We start from the raw sequence: 17272 nt of genomic DNA, 5'->3' as shown, positions 1-17272 counted from the left end.
ATATGAAGTATTGAAGCATATAAATCGATATATTCTAAATGTCAAATGTTACTATACTCTTATTTTTTAAAGTTTGCTGAACATCTATAATTCTTTGATTACTTGAGCCTCTGAATTTAATTTTATCATCCATTTTATTCTTGTCAAACTTTCCGTCTACAAGTACATCTAAATTTTTCAAAAGATGCATAGCTGAATCTCCTAAAGAATTGTTAAGTATATCCTCAATTTTATATCCTGTATAGCACCATATATTTAATTTCAATTTTTTAATTTCTTCTGCCATATATGCAAAAGCCTCAGCTTGATAAAATGGATCTCCTCCTGAAAAAGTAATTCCCTTTATTAAAGGATTTATTTTAACATCTTCAATCAAATCATCTATATTCCTTAATTCTCCTCCATTAAAATCGTGAGTGGATGGATTAAAACATCCATCACAATTATGTGCGCACCCCTGTGCAAAAAACACTCTTCTAAGACCAGGCCCGTTTACCAAACTTTCATATGCAATTCCTGCTAGTCTTATAATATTATTTTTCATATTCAATTATCTCCTATTAATTCTAGTTACAATACACTTTTTGTCCTGTAGCCTGGGATATTCTATCTTCTCTTTCTGCAAGTTTTCCTTGTCCAAATCTCTCGTCCAGTGAAAGATATCCTGTTACCCTTGATATTCCTTGTATATCATTACTTCCACAATTAGGACAGCTATTTTCGCCATGTAAATATGTACCGCAATTTTTGCAATACCTTATATGAAAATTTATTCCTATATAGCTTATGTTAGTGTTACTATAAGCATAATTTATTATATCATATATAGTATCTTCTGATGGATAGTCATCTAGCTCTATATAACTTATGTGACCTCCATTACACAACTTGTGATAAGGAGCTTCAATATCTATTTTGTCCTTTATAGATATTGGAAAGTTTACTGGAACATGATAAGAATTAGTATAATACTCCTTATCAGTAATTCCTTTTATTTCTCCAAATATTTTTTTATCCTGAACTATAAACTTACCGCTTAATCCTTCAGCAGGTGTAGCGTAACAGCTCCAATTCAAATGTGTCTTTTCCGTAAGTTTATCCGTATAATTTCTGATATGAGTTATAATTTTCAATCCAAGATTTCTTGAATCTTCACTTTCACCATGATGTTTTCCAGTAAGAGCAACTAGAGCTTCTGCAAGTCCAATAAATCCTATTGCCCAACTTCCTTGTTTTAATATTGGTTCTATTGAATCCTCTTCTTTAAGATTTTCAGAACCCTTCATAAGCTTTTGTCCTACAACAAATGGCAAATCCTTAACTCTTAACTTCTTTAATGTATTATATCTGTGCATCAATGATTCATAAGATAAATTCAATCTTTCATCTAAAAGTTTAAAAAACTTGTCCATATTCCCTTTAGACATAATACCTATTCTTGGCAAATTAATTGTAGTTGGAGCTATGTTGCCTCTGCCTTTTGGACCTGGATCTCCATTTACATTAGAACAAACATACGTCCTACATCCCATAGTAGAAGGAATTACACCCATATCATAATAGAGCTTGTTAAAGTCAGCATCAATATTCATAAAAGTAGGGTTCATTCTTTTTGAGGCAACTCTACATGCAATTCTAAATAAATAATAGTAAGGATCTTCTATCTTTTTATTAACACCATCTTTTACTCTAAATATTATATTTGGAAATATAGGTTGTTCTCCATGTCCAAGTCCTTTTTCATACTCAGTCAAAAATATTTCACATATTAGTGCTGCATCTTTAGACTTAGGTATACCTAAGTTAATAGAACTAAATGGTACCTGTGATCCTGCCCTGGAATGCATAGTATTTAAATTATAGATTATCCCCTGCATAGATTGCTCTATAATTCTTCTCAATTTCTTTTCTGCAAGTTCTTTTATTCTATCTTCTTCTATACCAAGCTCTCTCAGTTCTTCTACTATCTCCTGTCTTGTATAATCAACAAAAACGGACATATCATTATCAAAATCTGGGTGAGATTGTCCTCCAAACATATCATTCTGTGAAGACTGAAGTAATATGCATGAAAGTTCCGCTGCCGACTCTATCCTCTTTGGAGACCTAATATATCCATATCCTGTGTTAAATCCATTTATAAGTACTTCTTTAGTAGGTATATGAAGACAATTAACAGTTAGATTATATGAGTCCAAATCATGATAGTATATATCACCATTTTCATGTGCCTTTGCTAAATGCTTAGGCATATTTGCTAAGTTATGCCACTTATTTGATTCACTTGCTATTCTCAAAAGTTTTGAGCTATAATTATTCCCAACATTAGCATTATCTCTATCAGTTTCTACTCCTATCTTGTCAATAGCTTTCATAAGATCTGATTTTATCTCTCTTATATTATTTCTTTCTTTTCTATAATTAGAATAAGCAATCCAAAGTTTTTTATAGTCTTTTTCTATAAGAACTTCTTCAACTATATTTTGTATATCCTCTACATCCATTTCATTTAAATTCAAATTTTCTATATGAGTTATAATCTTTTGAGTTAAGTCAATAAACTCACTTTCCTTTAAATCATATCCTATTTCCTCAGATGCACTTTTTATTGCATTTGTTATTTTAATAGAATTAAATTCTACTTTTCTTCCATCTCTTTTTACAACATGTAGCATATATTATTCCTCCAGACTACTATATATTGTGTCGCCTTGTAATTGTACTATTTAACTTTAAAAATATCAATTGCATTAGTATATCTACAGCATAAAATATTTTAGCATTAACTATATTTATCTTTAAATATCTTATTCTAATTACAAAATCAAAATTCATGAATAATTACATAGATATTATGCAAAATATTTATAATAGCATTTTTAAAAGATACTAAATCATTATACACAATTGTATAGCTAATGAAAAATTACAAGGAGGTTAAGTAATGATAGGTAAGATAATAGATATAAATAATACAGAAGCTATTGTGGCCTTAAGAGATGGAAAAACAATAAATATAGCTGTATCAAATTTACCTTGTAATGCTAAGATAGGTGATAAACTAAATATAGATCCACCTCAAATGAAAATGACAGCAAAAAATTTTGTGAACATATCTATTCCTCCAATTTGTTGAATTAATATGATTTATATATTATAATGTTAATAAATGCTAGGGGTGCTTTTTAAAGCTGAGAAATAACTTTATTAACCCTTTACCTGATCTGGATAATGCCAGCGGAGGGAAGCTAATATCATTTCATATGATCTTCTTTTATGCTTAATAAAAGTTGGATTTCCTTTTTTTAGTACCTCAAGGCAAAATAAAGGAGGTCTTTTTTTATGTTTCTATTAAAAAATCTTAAAGAGATAAGTTCTCATCCAAATGCTGTATTTGCGCTTATAGCTCTAGTACTAATTATACTGTTTATCGCTAAAGTAAAAAAGATACACTTTACAACACAACTCATAACTCAAATAGGTATTGCCTTAGCTCTAGCAACTATACTTAAGATTTTTAGAATATATCACTTTCCTCAAGGTGGAAGTGTAACTCTTGGAAGTATGGTTCCCTTACTACTTATGTCATTTCTATATGGACCTGAAGTGGGTTTTTTAACTGGCTTTTTATATGGAATAATAAGCTTGATATTAGATCCTTACATACTTCAGCCTATACAAGTTCTATTTGATTATCCTCTGCCTTTCATGGCTCTTGGACTTGCTGGTTACTTTAGAAATCACAAATTACTTGGCACTGGAGTCGCGGTATTTGGACGGTTTATATGCCATTTCATATCTGGCGTATTGTTCTTTGGAAGTTTTGCACCTAATGGCATGTCGCCTATAATTTACTCCCTATCATTAAATGGAAGTTTCTTAATAGTGGAAGGTGCAATATGTGCAGTTATAATAGCAGTACTTCCTATAAGTCAACTTGAATCCATTTTGAAAAGGAATGTAATTCATAACACTGGAAAATAAAAAATGTGTACTAAAAGCTGTGCCACTATGAACACAGCTTTTAGTACAACCATTTAAAATTACATATTTACTTTTAATTTAATAAAACCACATTAAAGCTACGATTATTCTACCGATATTGCACTTACAGGACATTGATCTCTTGCTTCTTCAGCTGAATCTTCCGCAGTACCTGGTACTTCACTTACTACAGTTCCTGCTTTTCCATCATCCTGCATTTCAAAAACTTCTGGACATACAGTAGGACATAAACCACATCCTATACAAGTATCCTTATCTACTTCTGCTTTCATAAGTATTCACCGCTTTCTTAATAAAATCAACAATATAATTATTTACAAATAATACTGTTAATATTCACATTTAAAGCAGAGTTTAAAATTTTAATTTATCCATAAAATTATCAACTAAAACATCATAATCAGATGAATTAGCTATATACTGCTCAACTTTCCCTTCTTCCATATTATCCACAAGATCTAAATCCATTGGAATTTCATCAAGAAGTGGAAGTCCTAAATATGCAGCTTGTTCCTTTGCTGATTTTTTGCTAAATAATTTTATTTTTTCATCACAATTTTTACATCTTACATAGGACATATTTTCCACAACCCCAATTATATCTACATCCATTTTTTCAGCCATTAAAACAACTTTCTTAACAATCATAGATACCATATCTTGAGGTGTAGATACTATAACAACTCCCTGAAGCGGTATATCCTGCATTATTGTAAGAGCCACATCTCCTGTTCCTGGAGGCATATCTATAAGAAGATAGTCAAGTTCTCCCCACTGAGTATCTGAATACATCTGTTTCAATACTCCTGTAATTATCGGACCTCTCCATATAACTGGCTGATCTTCTTTTTCAGTTAAAAGATTTAAAGACATAACTTTAATTCCTGTAGAAGTACTTACAGGTGAAAACTTAACCTCTTCAGTTCCATTTACAGGTGTCATAGTGGCTCTTTGTTCATTTATTCCAAAAAACCTTGGCATAGATGGACCTGTTATATCTCCGTCTAATACTCCAACCTTATAACCTTTATGTATTAACTTTATTGCTAATGCACCAGTTACTGTTGACTTACCTACTCCTCCTTTTCCACTCATAACTCCTACTATATGTTTTATTTTACCATATTTAGGAATTGATTTTCCGCACTTATCTTTATTTTGTACACCACAATTTGAATTACTTGGGCAGCTATCACAATTACTCATTTTCCCATGCTTCCTTTCATAAATATTTTTTCTCTTTATATCATATCAAGGTTTATATAAATTATTATAACATATTAAAAAATAAAAAAATTCCCTTTAAATAATAGATTTGAAGGGAATTTAATATTAATTATATTTTAATGTTTCAACTATATTTCTAAACATAGAAGAAAAATTTTCTTTAAAATCATCTTCCTTCATAAAAAATGAGAACCTATAAAACTTATTTCCATTTTGTATAAAATATTCTTGACCTATATAACTATCTCCAACTTCTTTTGTAATATTATATTCAATAAAATATACCTTTTTCCCACCTAAATTTAAAATTTGTAAAGAGTATTTTTTGTATAGATTTTGTTTACTTGATATAGCCTTACTTTCTTTTAAAAAATTTTCTATATCACCATTAAATTTCCAAACTTGAAAAAATCCATTTATTTTTTGATCCTTACTTCTAAAATCAGTATGGGACAATACTTCATCTCCAGATATATTCTGTTTCGTAACCTTCCATGTACATGGTATCTTATATCTTACACTTCCATTTAGTTCTGTATACTCACAGAAATCATTTAAACTATTGTGTGTAAACATTGTAAAATTAAATCTACTTTTTAAATTTATTCCAATTCCAAAGAGCAAAATAATAATCCCTGCTAAAGTTAATACAATACCTAGCTTCCTCTTATTTATTATAACTACACTCATACATTCACATTATTATTTTCTACTGGTATATCTACAGTACCCGTTCTAAAATCATAGAACATAAGCCAATATCCTAGTTTGTCTTTTCTTCCATTTGATACCCATGTCACAAATCCAGTTCTTCCTTCATAAGGTTGCTCTGATTTACTTTTTGTACCTGGTATTCCATATATCATATATTTTACATTTCCACTTTTATCATACTTATAACCCATTAAAAAATGAGAATGATTCTTTATATAATCATAGTAAGATAACATAGGATAGCATATAAATGTGTATTTATTATAATCTTTAATTCTATTCATACTTTCTACATATGTCACAGGAACCTTATACCACTTGCACCTCTTTAATTCATTACTTACAGCTGGTACTTCTTCGAATTCATCAACAAGAGATTTAAAAAAGCTATTCTTCGACTCATTAACATAATCACTTATATCTTCTTTTAGATCTCTAGTAGATGAGTCGTCTATATAAATTTCCTCATTTCCCGAATCTTTAACTTTTTCATCTGATATTATGTTTTCATTTTCAACATTGCACTTTTTAACATCATTGCTTTTTTCATCTTTGATTTTATTCAATTTTTCTTTATGTTCTTCTTTTACAAGGTCAGAGATTTTATTTGTAAATTGCTCTACATCTAATTCAGGTTTTGTATCTTTATCAACTTTTACACTATCTACATTGTTGCTTTTCTCTAATTCTATCTTCTCTTCATATTTGTCAAATATGCTTTTACTTTCAGTCTTGCTTTCAACTTTATCTTCAACTTTAGTACTTCTTTCTTTTTTCTTATTCTCTTTAACAGGTTCTTTAGATTTAACTTTTTCTTCATTATCTTCACTATGTTTATCTTTAACAATACCAAATGACTTCCACTTTGGTATTTCCATACTTGAAAAACCACTCATAACCGATATTATATTATTATCTAAAATTCTGACAATAGCCGCTCCTGATACCCTATCTATTGGTATTCCACTGTTACATATATTGTCTATTGGATACTCATAGCCTATATCTGCTCTGCCATAATCATCTATGTTCATTTCACCAATATTAATTATTTTTTTAGTGTCCTTTTTATTACATATAAGAACCATATAGTAAGGGGTTTTATCTTTCTTCAAATTTTGTACATAATAAGATATTTTACATTTACCATTTTTTGTTTCTAATTTTGCATACCCTGAGGCTATTTTATCAGAAGCTAAAGAGTATCCCTTTTCGTCTTCCTGTAATATTATAAAGTATCTACTATAACTCTTTTTTTGTGCCAATTTCCTATACCTCCATATATTTTATTCATTATAATATATGAGGTAACTTCCAAAAAGTGAACAAATACTTTTTTATTTAGTAGAATTTATTGTAACAATTCATATATGCAATCAGATAATATCCCAAATTCCTCAAGTGATAGAGTTTCTCCTCTTCTCTTAGGATCAATGTTTGCTTTTTCAAAAGCAAGTTTAATTCCCGATTTTGGTACATTTAATGGTTTTAATGCATTCCAAAGTGTTTTTCTCCTCATATTAAAAGAAAATCTCACTATTTTAAAAAACAAATCTCTATCTTTTACTGTTACTCTTGGCTCTTTAAGTTTATCTAATTTTATTACAACAGAATCGACTCTTGGATTTGGAATAAAAGAAGATGGACTTACCCTTCTTACAACATTAACATCACAATAATATTGTGCCAAAACAGATATAGCACCATATTGTTTGCAGTTAGGCTGAGATGCCATTCTTTCTCCTACTTCTTTTTGAATCATTAATGTAAGTGAATCAAATTTTATATTTTCATTTAAAAGCTTTGATATTATAGGTGTTGTAATGTAATATGGCAAATTAGCTACAATTTTTATATTGTTATAGCCTTCAGTTAATTCATGAAAATTAACTTTTAATACATCTTTATGTATAAGCTTAAAATTTGAAAATTCTCTAAGTTCCTGGTTTAAAATAGTAATCAATTTAGAGTCTAACTCTATAGCACACACCTCATTTGCCCTCTTTAGCAATTCTCTTGTAAGTGTCCCAACTCCAGGACCTATTTCTATAACTAAATCATCTTTTGAAACTTGTGATGTATCTAATATGTCATTTAGCACTGAATCGTCTATTAAAAAGTTTTGACCTAAACTCTTTGAAAATCTAAATCCATATCTATTCACAATATCTTTAGTAGAAATTTTTTCCATAATCTTCTCCTTATCAATCTATATTTATTCTATCTATAGCATTTCTAAATTCTTCTTTAGTAATTCCATAATTGTTAAGTCGTTTCAGGAACTGACCAGCATTTGCATAGCCTATTCCAAGTTCTTTACCGAGTTTATCTCTTCTCTCTTTAGATTTTTTATCTCCTGTAAGTCCAAAAAAAATCATATCGTCAATAGTAAATTCAGATCTATTATCCTTTTCCTCACATTTAGCATTTTTAAGCGCCTGTCTTATGACTTCAGGAGAAGCATTTTCTACACCAATATCTCCATTTTTTAAACCATCCTTTTGAGATATATAAGCATGTTTTATATTTTTTACTCTCTTTGAGATAATTCTTCTTATTTTTTCTCCTGCAAAATCAGGATCTGTCAATACTATTACTCCTTGTCTTTTCTGTGCTTCTTTTATTTTATCAATTACCTCTTTATTTATTCCAAAACCGCCTACTGCTATTAATTCTGCATCAACAGCCTTTTTTACTGCAGTTATATCATCTCTTCCTTCAACTACTATAATTTCCTTAATCATATAAAATGAAATCCTCCCCAAAATAAAATTAAATGAAAAAAATAGAGGCCTTTAGCCCCTACTCGGCGACATACACATTAACCCATTTTACTCCCCACTCATTTGCCTGAGAGCTAGAATTAAAAAAGAGATCTATTCTATTTCCCTTAATTGCACCGCCAGTATCTTCTGCTATGGCATATCCATAGCCTTCTACATAAAGTTTTGTACCTAGTGGTATTACTCTAGGGTCAACTGCTACAGAACTAGAGTAATTGTTTCTTCTAGCTACAGTTCCCGTAGCCGTTATACCAAAGCCCTTATCTCCAGGTGACTTTCCTGTACTAATATAATCTGCAGTATACGCAGTAGCTTTCATTTTAATAACTTTGGTATAAGAAACATTACCTCCTCTTGAAAGACTATCTGACATTGCTCCTATAGCAACAACTTTTTGTACTGGTTGTTTTTTTACTATTTCTTTTACTATCTTTCTAGAGATTTCTTTTCCATTCTGGTATATAATTTGGGTTACAGTTTCTTTCTCTCCATTTTGTCCCTCCTGCAGAACTTTACTATTACCTTTCTGCATATCTTTATCATTTCTAATAACTGTTTCATACTTTATAGGTGTAGTCTGTTTCACATATTTACTTTGTACCCTAGTCACAACAACTTTCATACCATCTTTTAATTTAGAATCTCCTTTTGGAGATATTATATCCGATTTATTTAATTTAATATTTTCTGATTTTAACATATCAATTATATTATCTTCTGCTGAATTTAAAACTAACTTTTTTCCATCAATTTGGACTTGAACTTTTACTGCTCTTTTAATGGATATAATGCTACCATTATTAATCCTACTATTCAGACTAGGTTTTACCTTATCCTCTGGCCCTACTTTAATTTTATTATCTTTCAATGCTTGTGCATAAGTACTTCTAAACGTAGTTATATTTCTATTACTACCATCTACCGACACAGTTATTGTTTTTCTCATGCTAAAAAACAATGCAACTAAAACTATCATTAATACTGTTGCAACAACTGGTACAGCCTTAGGACCATTGGAAAAATATTTGTTTACAAATGTCTTTAACTTTCCCATCATAAAAAATACCTCCTCCGGGCAAGAGCGACAAACAACATTATAAACATAGAGTTTATTTATGTCAAATCACCACTCCAACTTAAATTACAAATGCACACTATGCATAACCAATAAAATAATTACTTATTTATGAGTGCGATGTTACTTTTAGGAGTAACTACATTGAGGTATTTAATAGATGGAATATAAAAATTAAATCAATTACCAAAATTATAGTATAATCTATTTGATATATATATAAGACTATGCCAAAAAATTATATTTAATTACTGATAAAACCATAAAAATAATATTAATTTCTATGGTTATTTTATACTATTTTCCTAAATTAAGCAAACTTCTGATATTTGAATTTATTTTAGCATTTAATTCATTAGCATCTATATTCCTTATTTCAGCTATTTTATCTATAATAAATTCTATATACTCAGATCTATTTCTCTTTCCCCTAAATGGCGTTGGTGTCATATATGGACAATCTGTTTCCACAACAATTCTATCTATCGGAACTTGTTTTGCTACCTCAACTACTTTCTTTGCATTTTTAAAAGTAACAACACCTGTAAAACCTATGTAATATCCAAGCTTAATGCATTCTCTTGCAAACTCAACACTACCAGAAAAGCAATGAATTTCCCCTTTTACATTTTTAAATTTTTTTATTATATCCAAAGTATCACCATGCGCTTCTCTATCATGAATAATTACGGGAAGATTTAGTTTTTCTGCAAGTTCCATCTGTCTTATAAACACTTTTTTTTGCATATCTCTAGGTGGATTTTCTGGGTAGTAATAATCAAGTCCAATTTCCCCAATTGCCTTTACTTTAGGATTTTTAGCTAATTGTATTAACTCATCTAAAACAGATTCTGAAAACTTATCTGCAAACTCTGGGTGAACCCCTACTGCTGCATAAAACATGTCATATTTATTGGCCAGTTTTACTGAATCCCTTGTGCCTTCCATAGATGATCCACAGTTAAGTACTCCTATAACTCCATTTTGCTTAAGCTCTTCTATAACCTGATCTCTATCTTCATCGAACTTTTCATCATCGTAATGAGCATGTACATCAAATATATCAAATTTCATATTAAATTCTCTCCTTATAATAAATATTTATATAACTTACTAAATCAATTTATTTATACATGTAATTATAGAATTCATTGTAATTAGATTCAACTGGAATTCAATTAATTAACCTTATAAATCATACTAACTATAAAACAGTTGACAGCTAATAGCTTTAAAGGTGATAATAATAAAAACTTTAAAATTTATTGCAAAGTCTAAACATTAAAATTAATTAAGGAAGTGTTTTTAATGATAAATCTAAAAGGACAAGCATTATTAAGAAATCCATTTTTAAACAAAGGTACTGCTTTTTCACTAGAAGAAAGAATAAAATATGATCTTTTAGGACTCTTACCTAATTCAGTAATGTCAATTGACGAACAAGAAAACATAGTCTATGCCAAATCTAAATCTATTAAAGATCCTTTAGAAAAGCATTTATATCTTATGAATATATATGATGTAAATCGTACTCTTTTCTACTATGTTGTATCAAAACATATAACAGAGTTTCTGCCAATTATATATACTCCAACAATAGGTGATGCAGTGATCAATTACTCCAAAAATTACGATACTTCTAAAGGTGCGGTCTTTCTATCAATAGATAGACCAGATGAAATAGAAAATAGTATAAAATGTGGTGTTCACGACTTAGATGAAATCAAGTTAATAGTAGTAACAGATGGTGAAGGAGTTCTTGGAATAGGTGATTGGGGGGTACATGGTGTAGATATATCAATAGGTAAACTTGCAGTATATACTGTAGCTGCTGGAGTAAATCCTAAAAATGTACTTCCTGTAGTAATAGATGCTGGAACAAATAACGAAAAACTTTTGAATGATCCTTTGTATGTTGGAAATAAACATAGAAGAGTAACAGGAAAACAATACGATGACTTTATAGATAAGTTTGTAAAAGTATGTCTTAATCTTTTTCCTGAAGTACTTATTCACTGGGAAGACTTTGGTCGTGGTAATGCTAGAAAAATTCTTGAAAAATATAGACCTAATATATGCACATTCAATGATGATATTCAAGGTACAGGAGTTATGATGGTATCTGCTGTAAATGCTATATCCAAAGTTACAAATATACCAGTAAAAGATCACAAAATATTAGTATTTGGTGCCGGAACTGCAGGTGTAGGTGTATCCGATCAAATCTTATTAGAAAAAATTAGAAATGGATTGTCTGAAAAAGAAGCGCTATCACAATTTTATCTTGTAGATCGTCAAGGTCTATTAACAGAAGATATGTGTGATTTAACAGAAGGTCAAAAAAAATATGCTAGGTCAAAAAGTGAATTTAAAAAGAGATTAACTAATCTAGCAGAAATAGTTAATGAGGTAAAACCTACTATACTTATAGGAACTTCAGGTTGTCACGGTGCCTTTACAAAAGATGTTATTGAAAATATGGCTAAAATAAATGAAAGACCTGCAATTATGCCTATTTCAAATCCTACTAAGCTATGTGAGGCAACTGCAAAAGATATAATAGAATGGAGTGATGGAAGAGCTCTTGTAGTAACGGGAAGCCCATCAGATCCTGTAGAATACAAAGGAGTAACATATACAATAGGCCAGGCAAATAATGCCTTACTTTATCCTGGACTTGGACTTGGAATAATAGTTGCAAAGTCAAGAGTAGTTACAGATGGAATGTTATCTGCCGCTGCCCATGGAATTGCTTCCCTTCAAGACCTTTCTAAACCAGGTGCTCCTATTTTGCCACCAGTTGAAAATCTTAAACAAGCATCAAAACTTGTAGCAACTGCTGTTGTAGAACAGGCAATTAAAGAAGGTGTAAATCGTGCATACATAACTGATGCTAAAAAAGCAGTAGAAAAAGAAATCTGGGAACCAGTATATAATAATTATTTATAGATTAAAATAGGCATAGATTTGTATAAAAACAAATCTATGCCTGATTTATATTTTATTTTATTACACTTCCGCTTTCAATATCACCGGATACCGTTGCAGTAAATAATTTATTTCCATCTTTTGATTCTGCAGAAAGTATCATTCCCTGTGAAATCTCACCTCTTAGCTTAATAGGTTTTAAGTTTGCTACAACTATAACAGACTTTCCTATTAAATCCTCTGGCTTATAATACTTTGCAATTCCTGATACTATTTGTCTTTCTTCTCCACCTAAATCCAGTTTAAACTTTAAAAGCTTTTTAGATCCTTTCATTTTCTCACAATTAATAACTTTAGCTACTCTTAAATCTATTTTATCAAAATCTTCAATAGTTATTTCATCTTTTATAGGTTCAATATTATTTTTTGAAGAAGCGTTTTTCTTAGATTGTTGCTCAGCCTTTAATTTATCTAGCTCTTCCAATTTTTTATCTACATCTATTCTAGGGAATATAGGATTACCTCTATTTATCTTCGTTCCCACTTTTGTTCCATTAAATTCTTTTAAACTATCCCATGATATAACTTGAATATTCAATTGTTCATTTATCTTTTGGCTAGTTTCAGGTAAGAATGCTGAAATACACACAGAGATTATCCTTAAACTTTCTGCAAGGTTATACAGTACTGTTCCAAGTCTTTTTTTCTTTCCCTCATCTTTTGAAAGTATCCAAGGCATAGTTTCATCAATGTATTTATTTGATCTCCCGATAAATTTCCATATAGCATCAAGTGCTTCTGGAATTCTAAGAAGATCCATATTTTTCTCCACTTCTTTTGGAAGTTCCAACCCCATATTTATAAGTTCTTTATCTATATCTTCGCTTTCTGAAGGCTCCTGCATTACTCCATCGAAATATTTATCTATCATTGCACATGTTCTAGAAACAAGGTTTCCAAGATCATTTGCAAGGTCAGAGTTTATCTTCTTTATAAATATCTCGTTATTGAACATTCCATCTGATCCAAAAGGAATTTCCCTTAGAAGATAGTATCTTACTGGATCAGTTCCAAATTTATCTACTAAAACTACAGGATCTACCACATTACCTTTTGATTTTGACATCTTTCCTCCATCAACTAGGAGCCAACCATGACCAAATACTTTTTTAGGAAGTGGAAGACCAAGTGCCATAAGCATTATAGGCCAATATATAGTATGGAATCTCAATATATCTTTTCCAACTAGATGTACATCTGCTGGCCAATACTTTTCAAATTTTTCAGTATTTTCTCCTCCATATCCAAGTGCAGTTATATAATTTGCAAGCGCATCTATCCATACATATACTACATGCTTTTTATCGAATGTTACAGGTATTCCCCAGTCAAAAGAAGTTCTAGATACACATAAATCTTGAAGTCCTGGTTTCAAGAAGTTGTTTAACATTTCATTTTTTCGAGATTCAGGCTGTATAAAATCAGGATGATTTTCAATGTATTTTATAAGTTTAGGAGCATATTTTGACATTTTAAAAAAGTATGCCTCTTCACTTGCTTTTTCAACTGGTCTTCCGCAATCAGGACAATTTCCATTAACTAACTGAGTTTCTGTCCAAAATGATTCACATGGTGTACAGTACCATCCTTCATATTTACCCTTATATATATCACCTTGATCATATAATTTCTTAAATATTTTCTGTACCGCATCTACATGATAATCATCTGTAGTTCTTATAAACTTATCGTAACTTATATTCATTATTTTCCAAAGGTCTTTTATGCCACTTACTATTTCATCAACATATTCCTTTGGAGTAACTCCTTTTGCTTCTGCTAATCTTTGAATTTTTTGCCCATGTTCATCACTACCTGTAAGCATCATAACATCGTATCCTGTTAACCTTTTAAATCTTGCCAGTGCATCTGCTGCAACAGTAGTATAAGTATTACCTATATGTAACTTTGCAGATGGATAGTAAATAGGTGTAGTAATATAGTAAGTTTTCTTATCCATATTTCTCTTCCTTTCATATAATTATTTTTTAAGATTTGTATAATTTAGTATAAATAAACCAATCAGTATTTATAAATTAAAAAGCCTCTATATAAAATCAATTTTATATAGAGGCATATAAACACTTTACCACTCTATTTCATTTTTACTTCACAGTAAAAACCTCACTAAGTAACTAACATTACCTTACAGTATAACGTCTGTAAACACGAATTATCTTAATATATTTTCAGATAACTTACTCCGGAGCCATGTTCATAAATTAATATCGCCATTAGCTTTCACCTAAGTACTAACTCTCTTTAGACTTATCAATTTATTACTCTTTCCTTCACTGTATTTTAACAATATAATAAGTTATATATTTTATTATGTCAATATTTCACACAGAAATTTCCCTATATTTTTTATTTATAGCCTTCAAATCTTCCAAAAATAAATCACTTTTATTTGCATCCCTCAATATTGCAGATGGATGAAATGTAGCTGTCATATAGAAGCCTTTTCTTTTTACCCACTTTCCCCTATCTCTTGTAATTCTCCAATCTCTACCAAGTATATACTTCATAGCAGTAGCACCTAAACATACTATAATTTTAGGCTTTACAAGAGCAACCTGATTTCTAACATATGGTAGACAAGCCTTTGCTTCATCTTCATAAGGTGTTCTGTTGTTTTCAGGCCTACACTTACATATATTACATATATAATAATCTTTATTTCTATGTAAGTCGAGGTCTTCTAAGTATTTTGTCAAAAGACGTCCTGCTCTTCCAACAAAAGGTATCCCAGTCCTATCTTCATCTGCTCCTGGAGCCTCTCCTACAAATATAATATCAGCCCTAGGATTTCCATCTCCAAAAACCATATTTGTTCTAGTATCACCTAGAATGCACTTATGGCAATTAAAACACTCTTTATAAAGTTCTCTCCACTTAAGCAAAATTTAATCACTCCATTAAATTTAAAATAAACAATTATCTTATAATTTATACATAACAACGTTAATTATATTTAGGTATTTCAAAATTCAAAGCCTCATTAGAAAAAGACATCATATCTATTACTTTCATTATATTAGGAATTTGTTTATAAGCCCAAGCTATATCAGTAGCATATTGATGTGATGGATTTTCAATATTCCATCTCATTTTGTATAAAGTATCCTGCTTATAATTAGGATTATTTATATATCCGCTTGCTATCCATTTGGCTCCTCCTTCTATAGCCAGTTCAGGAGTAAACCATCCTTCATCGTAAGCCTTTTTTGTTCCTTCACCTATTGGATCCTCGTCCACTGCTCCAATTCCAAAAAAATTATATACTGGTTTACCATATACATATTCATCATCACTATTCTTTTCTCCACCATTTGCAAGAACAGATGTGCCATTTCCAGTTTCAAGCATAGCGTGAGAAACCAAATAGCTTACACTTATATTATTTTCCTTAGCAGCATTTATAAATGCTTGTCCATATCCTTTGAATATACCTTTATCCTCAAGAAATTCATTTAAACTATCTGCAGTTACTCCATCTGAATAACTTAACTTTAAAAACTGATATTTACCATAGCTATCTAAAAAATTTTTAGGATTCATATAATATTTTATCTGATTTGCTGAAGCAAGATTATTAAATGAACTTGTTTCCACAAAAACAGGAAACTCTTTTAATTCCATATTAACTGCATCTTGCAAGCTCACATCTACATCTTTATAATACTTACTATCTGTAACATCCACGGAATCTATACATCTAAAATAATCTACAAAGTAATTGTCATAATCAGTATTAACATCTCTATGTGCACCTACAGAATCTGATCTTTTTACATATATAATAACTTTATATTTTTGTCCATTAGTTCCTGCGCTTAGATTTTTATTTGCAATTACTTTTCCATCTACAGGTTTTACATATCCATCAGTTATTTCCTGAAATTCCCCTTGATTATATGTATTATACTCAGCTGCAAATATTCTATATTCCACATCTTCTGATCCTGTTGAGTTCAATATAAATCCTTGCTTTTCAGAAGGCATAAGAGGCACATACTGAAATTCATTTGAAATTATTTTAGGTAACTCTGAATAGCTTGTACCATCAGAGTATGAATTATCAATAGTAAATTTTAATGTAACATCACTTCCCAAAGTATCACCAAAAGATGACTTCACATTCTTACTTATAATAAGTTCATATTCTTCTCCGGGATCATAGCCTGCAACCTTAGGACTTATTAATATAGTTTTACTATCGCTACCAAGTGTTACACTAACAGGTACAGTATTTTTGTATTTGTCTAAGACAACAATATTTTCAGTATTTACTGTATCCTCATCTAAATTCCTATTAAACTTAACAGTCCATTCCTTATTTGAATTTATATTAACTTTAGTAGCATTTAAAATTATCGCTGCATTTACTTTAAATTGTACAATTGTAAAACAAAACACCAAAGCCAAAATTAATGACTTTATTCTATTATTCAAAATCCTTCCCCCCTTAATTAAAAAA

General features: G+C 30.1%; 16 protein-coding genes and 1 riboswitch. Of the genes, 3 read left to right on the top strand and 13 right to left on the bottom strand.

Going from position 1 to position 17272, the window contains the following annotated elements; translation table 11 throughout:
• Nucleotides 1–34: 34 nt before the first annotated feature.
• Nucleotides 35–544 (bottom strand): anaerobic ribonucleoside-triphosphate reductase activating protein, encoded by a 510-nt coding sequence (nrdG, locus tag H2684_RS08955; protein WP_182089067.1) that lies wholly within the window; start codon nucleotides 542–544, stop codon nucleotides 35–37.
• Nucleotides 545–566: 22 nt separating this feature from the next.
• Nucleotides 567–2675 carry an anaerobic ribonucleoside triphosphate reductase gene (locus tag H2684_RS08950; RefSeq protein WP_182089066.1) on the bottom strand — a complete coding sequence of 703 codons (2109 nt, stop codon included), beginning with the start codon at nucleotides 2673–2675 and terminating at the stop codon, nucleotides 567–569.
• 269 nt (nucleotides 2676–2944) lie between these two features.
• Here H2684_RS08950 and H2684_RS08945 point away from each other — a divergent pair, with 269 nt between their 5' ends.
• Both H2684_RS08945 and thiT read left to right on the top strand, forming a co-directional pair.
• Nucleotides 2945–3136 (top strand): hypothetical protein, encoded by a 192-nt coding sequence (locus H2684_RS08945; protein ID WP_182089065.1) that lies wholly within the window; start codon nucleotides 2945–2947, stop codon nucleotides 3134–3136.
• A 28-nt stretch (nucleotides 3137–3164) separates the two neighbouring features.
• Nucleotides 3165–3263, top strand: a riboswitch (TPP riboswitch).
• Nucleotides 3264–3342: 79 nt separating this feature from the next.
• Complete coding sequence (thiT, locus tag H2684_RS08940; protein WP_182089064.1) at nucleotides 3343–3984, top strand: energy-coupled thiamine transporter ThiT; 642 nt, start codon at nucleotides 3343–3345, stop codon at nucleotides 3982–3984.
• Between the two features lie 104 nt (nucleotides 3985–4088).
• Here thiT and H2684_RS08935 read toward each other — a convergent pair whose 3' ends face one another.
• The 8 genes from H2684_RS08935 to H2684_RS08900 all read right to left on the bottom strand — a co-directional run bounded on the left by H2684_RS08935 (nucleotide 4089) and on the right by H2684_RS08900 (nucleotide 10878).
• Nucleotides 4089–4277, bottom strand: coding sequence for a ferredoxin (locus tag H2684_RS08935; RefSeq protein ID WP_182089063.1), 189 nt, complete (start codon nucleotides 4275–4277; stop codon nucleotides 4089–4091).
• An 82-nt stretch (nucleotides 4278–4359) separates the two neighbouring features.
• The gene (locus tag H2684_RS08930; protein ID WP_182089062.1) at nucleotides 4360–5211 is read right to left on the bottom strand and encodes an Mrp/NBP35 family ATP-binding protein; all 852 of its coding nucleotides are present in this window, start codon (nucleotides 5209–5211) and stop codon (nucleotides 4360–4362) included.
• Nucleotides 5212–5337: 126 nt separating this feature from the next.
• Nucleotides 5338–5922 carry a hypothetical protein gene (locus H2684_RS08925; protein ID WP_182089061.1) on the bottom strand — a complete coding sequence of 195 codons (585 nt, stop codon included), beginning with the start codon at nucleotides 5920–5922 and terminating at the stop codon, nucleotides 5338–5340.
• A complete protein-coding gene (locus tag H2684_RS08920) occupies nucleotides 5919–7211 on the bottom strand; it encodes a hypothetical protein (protein WP_182089060.1) in 1293 nt (430 codons plus the stop codon). Before H2684_RS08920 ends, H2684_RS08925 begins: the two co-directional genes overlap by 4 nt.
• Nucleotides 7212–7297: 86 nt before the next feature.
• A complete protein-coding gene (gene rsmA / locus H2684_RS08915; RefSeq protein WP_347707542.1) occupies nucleotides 7298–8128 on the bottom strand; it encodes a 16S rRNA (adenine(1518)-N(6)/adenine(1519)-N(6))-dimethyltransferase RsmA in 831 nt (276 codons plus the stop codon).
• A 22-nt stretch (nucleotides 8129–8150) separates the two neighbouring features.
• Complete coding sequence (gene rnmV, locus H2684_RS08910) at nucleotides 8151–8690, bottom strand: ribonuclease M5 (RefSeq protein WP_182089058.1); 540 nt, start codon at nucleotides 8688–8690, stop codon at nucleotides 8151–8153.
• 58 nt (nucleotides 8691–8748) lie between these two features.
• Nucleotides 8749–9786, bottom strand: a complete 1038-nt coding sequence (locus H2684_RS08905) for a 3D domain-containing protein (protein ID WP_182089057.1) — start codon at nucleotides 9784–9786, stop codon at nucleotides 8749–8751.
• Nucleotides 9787–10101: 315 nt separating this feature from the next.
• Complete coding sequence (locus H2684_RS08900) at nucleotides 10102–10878, bottom strand: TatD family hydrolase (protein ID WP_182089056.1); 777 nt, start codon at nucleotides 10876–10878, stop codon at nucleotides 10102–10104.
• A gap of 234 nt (nucleotides 10879–11112) precedes the next feature.
• On the opposite strand from H2684_RS08900, the gene H2684_RS08895 reads away from it, so the two are divergent.
• On the top strand, nucleotides 11113–12753 hold the full coding sequence (locus H2684_RS08895) for an NAD-dependent malic enzyme (protein WP_182089055.1): 1641 nt from the start codon (nucleotides 11113–11115) through the stop codon (nucleotides 12751–12753).
• Nucleotides 12754–12805: 52 nt separating this feature from the next.
• Here the strand turns inward: H2684_RS08895 and metG are convergent, their stop codons facing one another.
• The 3 genes from metG to H2684_RS08880 all read right to left on the bottom strand — a co-directional run bounded on the left by metG (nucleotide 12806) and on the right by H2684_RS08880 (nucleotide 17247).
• On the bottom strand, nucleotides 12806–14752 hold the full coding sequence (metG, locus tag H2684_RS08890) for a methionine--tRNA ligase (protein WP_182089054.1): 1947 nt from the start codon (nucleotides 14750–14752) through the stop codon (nucleotides 12806–12808).
• Nucleotides 14753–15134: 382 nt separating this feature from the next.
• Nucleotides 15135–15695: a uracil-DNA glycosylase gene (locus H2684_RS08885; RefSeq protein ID WP_182089053.1), complete on the bottom strand. Its 561-nt coding sequence runs from the start codon at nucleotides 15693–15695 to the stop codon at nucleotides 15135–15137.
• Between the two features lie 61 nt (nucleotides 15696–15756).
• The gene (locus tag H2684_RS08880; RefSeq protein WP_182089052.1) at nucleotides 15757–17247 is read right to left on the bottom strand and encodes a glucosaminidase domain-containing protein; all 1491 of its coding nucleotides are present in this window, start codon (nucleotides 17245–17247) and stop codon (nucleotides 15757–15759) included.
• Nucleotides 17248–17272 lie beyond the last annotated feature (25 nt).

Origin of the sequence: Clostridium sp. cel8 (assembly GCF_014050525.1) — a bacterium.
GTDB lineage: Bacteria > Bacillota > Clostridia > Clostridiales > Clostridiaceae > Clostridium_B.
The sequence above is the reverse complement of the archived record's forward strand: the minus strand, read 5'-3'. Positions and strand labels throughout refer to the sequence as shown.

Coding starts and splice junctions, on each gene's coding strand:
- nrdG (WP_182089067.1), bottom strand. CDS start 544: ATGAAAAATAATATTATAAGACTAGCAGGAATTGCATATGAAAGTTTG.
- H2684_RS08950 (WP_182089066.1), bottom strand. CDS start 2,675: ATGCTACATGTTGTAAAAAGAGATGGAAGAAAAGTAGAATTTAATTCT.
- H2684_RS08945 (WP_182089065.1), top strand. CDS start 2,945: ATGATAGGTAAGATAATAGATATAAATAATACAGAAGCTATTGTGGCC.
- thiT (WP_182089064.1), top strand. CDS start 3,343: ATGTTTCTATTAAAAAATCTTAAAGAGATAAGTTCTCATCCAAATGCT.
- H2684_RS08935 (WP_182089063.1), bottom strand. CDS start 4,277: ATGAAAGCAGAAGTAGATAAGGATACTTGTATAGGATGTGGTTTATGT.
- H2684_RS08930 (WP_182089062.1), bottom strand. CDS start 5,211: ATGAGTAATTGTGATAGCTGCCCAAGTAATTCAAATTGTGGTGTACAA.
- H2684_RS08925 (WP_182089061.1), bottom strand. CDS start 5,922: ATGAGTGTAGTTATAATAAATAAGAGGAAGCTAGGTATTGTATTAACT.
- rnmV (WP_182089058.1), bottom strand. CDS start 8,690: ATGATTAAGGAAATTATAGTAGTTGAAGGAAGAGATGATATAACTGCA.
- H2684_RS08905 (WP_182089057.1), bottom strand. CDS start 9,786: ATGATGGGAAAGTTAAAGACATTTGTAAACAAATATTTTTCCAATGGT.
- H2684_RS08900 (WP_182089056.1), bottom strand. CDS start 10,878: ATGAAATTTGATATATTTGATGTACATGCTCATTACGATGATGAAAAG.
- H2684_RS08895 (WP_182089055.1), top strand. CDS start 11,113: ATGATAAATCTAAAAGGACAAGCATTATTAAGAAATCCATTTTTAAAC.
- metG (WP_182089054.1), bottom strand. CDS start 14,752: ATGGATAAGAAAACTTACTATATTACTACACCTATTTACTATCCATCT.